The 6,612-nt window shown below is 53.2% G+C and carries 9 protein-coding genes; 3 read left to right on the top strand and 6 right to left on the bottom strand.

The features are described from left to right. Positions 1 to 181: 181 nt before the first annotated feature. Complete coding sequence (locus VLM75_05895) at positions 182 to 568, bottom strand: hypothetical protein (GenBank protein ID HSV96453.1); 387 nt, start codon at positions 566 to 568, stop codon at positions 182 to 184. 88 nt (positions 569 to 656) lie between these two features. Next, a complete protein-coding gene (locus VLM75_05900; protein ID HSV96454.1) occupies positions 657 to 1,403 on the bottom strand; it encodes a ParA family protein in 747 nt (248 codons plus the stop codon). A gap of 284 nt (positions 1,404 to 1,687) precedes the next feature. Here VLM75_05900 and VLM75_05905 point away from each other — a divergent pair, with 284 nt between their 5' ends. Continuing rightward, entirely contained in the window at positions 1,688 to 2,617 is a 930-nt protein-coding gene (locus VLM75_05905; protein ID HSV96455.1) for a metallophosphoesterase, read from the top strand. A 52-nt stretch (positions 2,618 to 2,669) separates the two neighbouring features. Here VLM75_05905 and VLM75_05910 read toward each other — a convergent pair whose 3' ends face one another. Continuing rightward, positions 2,670 to 3,236, bottom strand: coding sequence for an outer membrane beta-barrel protein (locus tag VLM75_05910; GenBank protein ID HSV96456.1), 567 nt, complete (start codon positions 3,234 to 3,236; stop codon positions 2,670 to 2,672). Between the two features lie 250 nt (positions 3,237 to 3,486). Between VLM75_05910 and VLM75_05915 the strand changes: the two genes are divergently transcribed. Both VLM75_05915 and VLM75_05920 read left to right on the top strand, forming a co-directional pair. Further along, positions 3,487 to 4,290, top strand: coding sequence for a lysophospholipid acyltransferase family protein (locus tag VLM75_05915; GenBank protein ID HSV96457.1), 804 nt, complete (start codon positions 3,487 to 3,489; stop codon positions 4,288 to 4,290). Continuing rightward, complete coding sequence (locus tag VLM75_05920) at positions 4,287 to 5,450, top strand: 4Fe-4S binding protein (GenBank protein ID HSV96458.1); 1,164 nt, start codon at positions 4,287 to 4,289, stop codon at positions 5,448 to 5,450. The genes VLM75_05915 and VLM75_05920 overlap by 4 nt, the downstream gene beginning before the upstream one ends. Before the next feature lie 59 nt (positions 5,451 to 5,509). Here the strand turns inward: VLM75_05920 and VLM75_05925 are convergent, their stop codons facing one another. From VLM75_05925 to VLM75_05935, 3 genes are all read right to left on the bottom strand, one after another. Then, positions 5,510 to 5,719: an AbrB/MazE/SpoVT family DNA-binding domain-containing protein gene (locus tag VLM75_05925; protein ID HSV96459.1), complete on the bottom strand. Its 210-nt coding sequence runs from the start codon at positions 5,717 to 5,719 to the stop codon at positions 5,510 to 5,512. 65 nt (positions 5,720 to 5,784) lie between these two features. Then, positions 5,785 to 6,294, bottom strand: coding sequence for a DUF6125 family protein (locus tag VLM75_05930; protein ID HSV96460.1), 510 nt, complete (start codon positions 6,292 to 6,294; stop codon positions 5,785 to 5,787). 187 nt (positions 6,295 to 6,481) lie between these two features. Next, positions 6,482 to 6,612 (bottom strand): patatin-like phospholipase family protein (locus VLM75_05935; GenBank protein ID HSV96461.1); only part of this gene is annotated, 131 nt, incomplete at its 5' end.

Raw genomic sequence — 6,612 nt, forward strand, 5'->3', positions numbered from 1 at the left:
CGAAAAGGTCGCTTTCCAGCGAATGCTAAACGCGAACGGCGCGCTGGAGAAACTTACCCTTCCGTAAACCGTACTCGCCCGCCGAAGAGGCTGCCTTTCGGGCTCCCTCTCCGGCGGCCGGTTTTCTTCCGATACCGTCAACACGGTGATATCGTGTCCCTGTTTCCACGATTACCGCCGCTTAGTCTCCTAATTTCAGCTTTCCCCGTTTCCCGGGCGGGCCCGTTTTGTATATATAGTTGGGCTCGGCATATTCGATGGCGCCGCCGTTTTCTGCTATTTCCCGGATCATCTCCGGACCGGGATCCTCCTTTATCTTAAGCTTGTACAGCCTGTCACCGACGGACAGCATTTCGACGATGCCGTATCTCCCGTAACGCTTCTCTATTTCCTCTTTTCCGGCGCCGCGGCCGAGTTTTATCAGATACTCCCCCGGCGCCCTGTTTTTTTGATCGGACAGGTTTTTAATCCCTTTTTCGTTATCGCCATCGGCACTTGTACACGCCGCGGGGAAGATGATCAATGCCGCCGTTAACAGCAAAGAACGTCCGATGATTTTTGATCTCATAATTCCTCTGTCCATAATCTCGACGATACTGGGCCTGTGATTGAAAGAACCACCCGGCACCGTCCGCGCTTCGCGCGGGCATCGCGCCTCAGGCGCTGCGGACCAGAATCTCCTTCGTCAAATCCATGTAATCGCTCGCCCCGCTCGAATCGGGCTTGTACTCGAATATCGTCTTTCCCCAGCTCGGCGCCTCCTGCAGCGAGACGTTTTCGCGTATGAGCGTTTCGAAGAGCTTGCCCGGCAGGCGCTTTTTGGTTTCCTCGACCACCTCGCGATTGATCGTTTTATTGGCGTTGTACATCGTCGCGATGATCCCGGTTATCTCAATCGATTTATTGAGGCGCTTCTTCACCATCTCGGCCGCCTCGAACAGGTTGTACATGCCGTGGAAGGGGAGGAATTGCACCTGAAGCGGCACATAAATCTCGTGCGCGTAGGTCAGCGCGTTGAGCGTAAGCACGCCAAGTGACGGCGGACAGTCGATGAGCGTATAATCATAATCGCCCAGGTCCGCCAGGGCGTCGCGCAGAAGGAACTCCTTGGCGGGTATCGGCAGGAACTCAAGCCCCTTTAAATCGGGACTGGAGGGCAAAAGATGCATGCCGCTTCTGTCGATCATGATGTCGCGGAATGGAAGCTCCCCCTTAAGGACATCGAAAATGGACCGCTTGAGCTTGTTCGACTGCACGCCGAGGTGGTAGGTGGACTGGGCCTGATGGTCCATGTCGATCACCAGGACTTTTTTCCCGAGAATCTGAAGCGCGGCTGCGATGTTGACGGTGCTGGTCGTCTTGCCGACGCCTCCCTTGTTATTTGAAATAGCGATGATTTTCATTATGTCCTCTACGGGCCAATGCGGGGAAGGGGGGCGGCCGTTCCCTTCCGGGACAATGCTTTTATTTAACGCTTTGCCGTAATCTATATGTTTCGGCGCCAGTCAATCAAGCATAAAATGTCCCCGACCGTAAATATTCGGCACATCACTACCGATCCCATAACTCGATATAGTAAACGCCGGCCGCTTGTGAAGCGGCGCGCCGTTTATCCGGATTCGGAAAATCAGATTGACTGGTTTTCTTATCGGTGATCAAATCATCCTAAATGCCATATCCCTCCATTATGAAAACCGTCGCGCAACGCGCCGCATGCCTTTTGCTGTGCATGCTCTGCGCGGGCTGTCTCCCCGGTGTCGGCATCGGCCATGACAAAGCGGGGCGTGATGATTACCTTCGCATCTGGGCCCATTCCGACATCCAGCCGCGCAATCCTCGCGAAAAAGCGCAGTACGAGGCCGCCGTGGCCGATATCGTTAAAAATGTCCCGGACATATACGCCTCCATCGTTGCCGGCGACCTGGTGCACCGAAAAGACGACGCGCCCGCCTATCACGAATGGCTTGCCGGGCTGCGTCGCGACTCCGGCATACCCTGGTGGTTCGAGATCGCAGGCAACCACGATCAGAACGATATCGCGACGTATTTCCGTTATACCGGCAAACCGCTCCATTACGCCGTGAAAATCGGAAACATGCTGATCATACTCATGTCGGACGAAATACGAAGCGCGGTGACCGATATCTCGGACGAGGCCTTTATCTGGTGGAGAGGGCTTCTCCGGAGCAACCGTCACATGATCATCGTTACCGTTACCCACGGCGCGCTTCACGGCGTCGGAATACTGAGCACAATCAATCCGACCATGCGGATCGGGCGCTCGGAGCGCTTTGTTGAAGTATTAAAAAAGTACCCCGTCGACCTTTGGCTGTCCGGACATTCCCATATCCCATCAATCCTTTCGGGCAAATATTCAAAACCCCCGGGGCTCGGTACGCTGTTCATTGACGTTTCGAGCATTCATAAAAGCCGTTTTTCGCCCATGGAGTCGTACGTTATCGTTTTCAAAACCGACAGCGACAGACTGCAGATACTGCTGCGCGATCATGAGCGAGGGCGTTTTATACGGACGCGAAGCCTGGTCCACTCGGCGCGCGCTCCTTTTATATGGGAAGGCGGGGATCCGAAGATTATTTCGACATGTTGCGCGCCCTGACGGGCGTCTGAAGCACGGCGGGGCGCCGGGCGCCCCGCCGCTATAACGTTCATTACAGGGTAAGCTTTGCGCCCGCGTGCACCGCGCTTCCCTTTAACACTATACCGTCCTCCTGTTTGGACCTGGTATAAAGATACTCACCGAAGATGCTTACCAGCGGGAAGACCTTGAATGCCACGCCTGGCCCGCCGTAGTAGCTCTTAAAGTATTCGCTTTTTGTGGAGCTTCCGCTCGAATCATCAATCTCAAGCCATTCCTTTACCGCGATACCGACGCGGACATACGGATGAACGATGATGGGAAGCTCGAGCTGAAGGAAAACATCGACTCCGAGCATGCTGCGTGTGGCCTCGTATTCCTTGTTCGCCAGATCGTAACTGAGGTAGGTCTTCTGATAGAAGGGTCCTATGCCGAAGCTCAGCATGAGAGGCAGGCCGGTAGTGTAATGCCCGAAAACGCCGAACCCGGGCCCCGAGGTTTTCATACTTTCCGTGTCTGTTTCAATCTTTCCGGCGAATGAATATCCGCCATAAACGCCGACATCGAGGAGCGCGTAACCGGACGCGGGAAGCAGAAGCATCACGGCACATACGAGTAGAACCGCTTTCGTGAGTTTCATATTAAACTCTCCATTTGATGGTCTTTACGCGGAAGATATCGATTCCCGTTGCAATCGTCAATTCTAATTTAATCCGTCAGTATATGGCCATTCTCAATATCTTAAATGTCGAATATCTGTTGTGGTCCCCAACACAATCACTGTCTGTCTCATTGGGTCGAGGTTCCACGATAATTACAATTGTTTTGTATTTCAATGGTAGAAATTCCGGCTATGTTTTCAAGTGCAAAATGACTGGACAAATATTAGTATGGATGATAAATACACCCACTTTGGCGGGCCGATACCCGCAAAAGCCGGCGTTCCGGAGGGCAAGGTGCGAAAATTTCTCGTCGTGCTCTATCAACCGTATAAATGGCTTGTTTATATTCCTTTTCTGGTACTTTCCACACTGGTTTTTGGGGCGATCGCCGTCATACTGTCAACACTGGTGAACCAGAGAATAGGCAGTTATATCGGTGGGGCCGTCTGGTCGCGTCTCAACGGATATATGACCCCCATTTCCGTGAAGGTTATCGGTAAAGAGAACATCGACAAAAGACAGTCCTACGTCATCGTACCAAACCACCAGAGCCATTTTGATATTTTTGTTTTGTACGGCTGGCTTGGAATCGATTTCAAATGGGTTCTTAAACAGGAGCTTCGCAAGGTTCCCGGCCTCGGAATCGGCTGCGAGAAGGTGGGCCATATTTTCATCGACAGGTCCAACCACGAGAAAGCGATCGCCTCGATAAACGCGGCCAGGAAGAAGATCGTCGACGGAACATCGGTCATATTCTTTCCCGAAGGCACGCGGCAGACCTCCGGGAAGCTGGGCGATTTTAAGAAGGGCGCATTTAAATTCGCGATCGATATGGGACTGCCGCTTCTTCCCGTTACGATTATTAATACAAGAAACATACTGCCCGCGCATACCATGAACCTGCTTCCCGGCAAAGCCATCATGGTGGTCCATCCGAAAATCGACACCACCGGCCACAACGACGCTAACATTGAGGAGCTGATGCAAAAGGTCAGGAGCGCCCTACAGTCCGGACTCGACGCTCACCAATGAGCCAAAACCAGTACGATCCGACAGCACCGCGAAGCGACGTCTACACCCGTCTTCGTGAGGCGATCGACCGCATGCCTATCGGCTTTCCCCCGGCCCGGTCGGGAGTCGAGATCAGCCTGCTCAGGCGCCTGTTTACCCCGCTTCAGGCATCTATCGCCCTCCACCTCGGCATGCTTCCCGAACCTGTGGCGCGGATACACCGCCGCGCCGGGAGGGACATTCCCATTTCGATGCGGTCGCTGGAAGAGCACCTGTATGAAATGTTTCGCAAAGGCGCCATCTCCATGGACGCCAGCGGAGGGCCCGGTAAACGCAGATACAGCCTCAGCCAGCTGGCGATCGGAATGTTCGAATTCCAGGTCGACCGTATAAGCGCGGATTTCGCACGGGATTTCGAAGCGTATATCGAAAATGATTTTCATGATGCATTTTTTCACAGCGACACACCGCAAATGCGTACCATTCCGGTCGCCAGGGCGATCGAGTCGCGCCTGAATGTCGCCCCCTATAACGATGTCAGGAAAATCGTAGCGGGCGCCGGGGAGCCCGTCGTTGTCCAGAACTGCGTCTGCCGCCAGTCCAACGATGTCCTCGGAAAACCGTGTTCTCATTCAGAAATCAGGGAGACGTGTTTCGTCTTCGGGGAATCGGGGCGTACGGTACTGGAACGCGGATCCGGAAGGCGCATTGAAAAGCAGGAGGCCCTGAGGCTGCTTGACCGCGCCGAGGAAGCCGGCTTCATCTTACAGCCTCAGAACTCCCGCTCCCCGGAATTCATCTGCTGCTGCTGCGGCGACTGCTGTCATGTTTTGCGCGCGCTTAAAAAACTGCCGCGCCCCGCTGAGCATTTCCATTCGCCATGCGTCGTCGTTGTCGATATCGAAGGGTGCAGGGGGTGCGGAAAATGCGTGAAACGATGCGGCATGGAGGCCATCCGCATGGACGGGAAGCTCGCCGTCATCGATGCCGGCCGTTGTCTGGGATGCGGCGCCTGCCTGAGCGTCTGCCCGCATTCAGCCCTGGAATTGATCGTTAAAAAAAAGCTGAAACCGGTCCCGTTTACGCAGACCACGCTCTATGTGCGCATTCTTCGCGAACGTTTCGGTGTAAGCGGCCTTTTACGCCTCGCGGCGCGGCTTGCAAGCGGCCGAAAGCCGTAGACGCGTCGGCACGGCGCGAATTCCCCGCAAGGCAGGCACGGCATGACATGTCAGCGCCCTTACATGTGCCGGATACCTGAGAGCAGATCCTCGACCCTGTCAAGTTTCATCAGCACCAGCCCGGAATCGTCCGGCTTCCGTATCACAAGGAGTTGATCACCCCTTTTTATATCAAGATCGTTTCGAAGCTCAACCGGTATCGCGATCTGGCCCTTGTCGCTTACGGTCACTATTCCGTAAATGGTCTTTTTCTCGGATGCTTTTTTCATTACCGGACCTGTATCAATCAAAATACAATAACACAATCACTTTATACGCCCACGAATAGTCATCTTCAATCGAATGAAAACATGAAATCCACAGAACATTTGCCGTCCATGTGCATAAGGCATTTCCGCACACAGGGTTTCATCTCATATTTCACCCCCAACGCCTCAAACCATCCATGCGCGCGATCGAAAATACCGCACTCATAACCATCAATCACCCCCAACGCCTTCACCCCTTCGTAGGCAAAACACCCTGGTATTTCCCAGTGAAGCCTGTTCTTCTCCGGAAAACTCAACTCGAATTTCATGAACTCTCCACGCAGGACTTCGAATCCGTTTTCCAGAAAACTTTTCAGATCGCTGAAGCTTGAAATATCCCCGAATCCGAGCGCATTTTTGATCCGCTTTGCCTCCACCTGTGCCATCGATTTGACCGCGGCCCGGTTGATCGGATTGGTTTTATCTATGCCGATTGCAAGCACGGAATTGTAGAACCACATTGCGTCGTGAGTCATCCATGACCTGTTTAAAAGATCGCGCAGTTCATTCTTGCTCAATTCCTCATATGTTCTCATAATTCCCCCGGCAAATAAGAAATATTATACTAATAAGTATTTTCTTACTTTACATGATGCCGCGACATCTGCAACGATGTCAACAAAAAATACACCTGTAACTTATTGGCGGAATTCGGAAGGCCGTATGCCAACATGGCGATAATGTTCGCCCGCACAGCGGGGCGCAGATTTTTCAGTTAATTTATCAGAGCACGCTGTAAGTCTTTGCGAAGTATTCCCCGTCTCTTCTTCCCAGATCGAAGACCTCCTGTATTCCGCGGGGACTGGTATAATCCCACTTGGCGATCGGCGAGGGTTGTGAAGGCTGGACATATA

Source organism: Spirochaetota bacterium (genome assembly GCA_035477215.1).
GTDB lineage: Bacteria > Spirochaetota > UBA4802 > UBA4802 > UBA5368 > MVZN01.

Coding starts and splice junctions, on each gene's coding strand:
- VLM75_05920 (HSV96458.1), top strand. CDS start 4,287: ATGAGCCAAAACCAGTACGATCCGACAGCACCGCGAAGCGACGTCTAC.
- VLM75_05925 (HSV96459.1), bottom strand. CDS start 5,719: ATGAAAAAAGCATCCGAGAAAAAGACCATTTACGGAATAGTGACCGTA.
- VLM75_05895 (HSV96453.1), bottom strand. CDS start 568: ATGAGATCAAAAATCATCGGACGTTCTTTGCTGTTAACGGCGGCATTG.
- VLM75_05910 (HSV96456.1), bottom strand. CDS start 3,236: ATGAAACTCACGAAAGCGGTTCTACTCGTATGTGCCGTGATGCTTCTG.
- VLM75_05905 (HSV96455.1), top strand. CDS start 1,688: ATGAAAACCGTCGCGCAACGCGCCGCATGCCTTTTGCTGTGCATGCTC.
- VLM75_05930 (HSV96460.1), bottom strand. CDS start 6,294: ATGAGAACATATGAGGAATTGAGCAAGAATGAACTGCGCGATCTTTTA.
- VLM75_05900 (HSV96454.1), bottom strand. CDS start 1,403: ATGAAAATCATCGCTATTTCAAATAACAAGGGAGGCGTCGGCAAGACG.
- VLM75_05915 (HSV96457.1), top strand. CDS start 3,487: ATGGATGATAAATACACCCACTTTGGCGGGCCGATACCCGCAAAAGCC.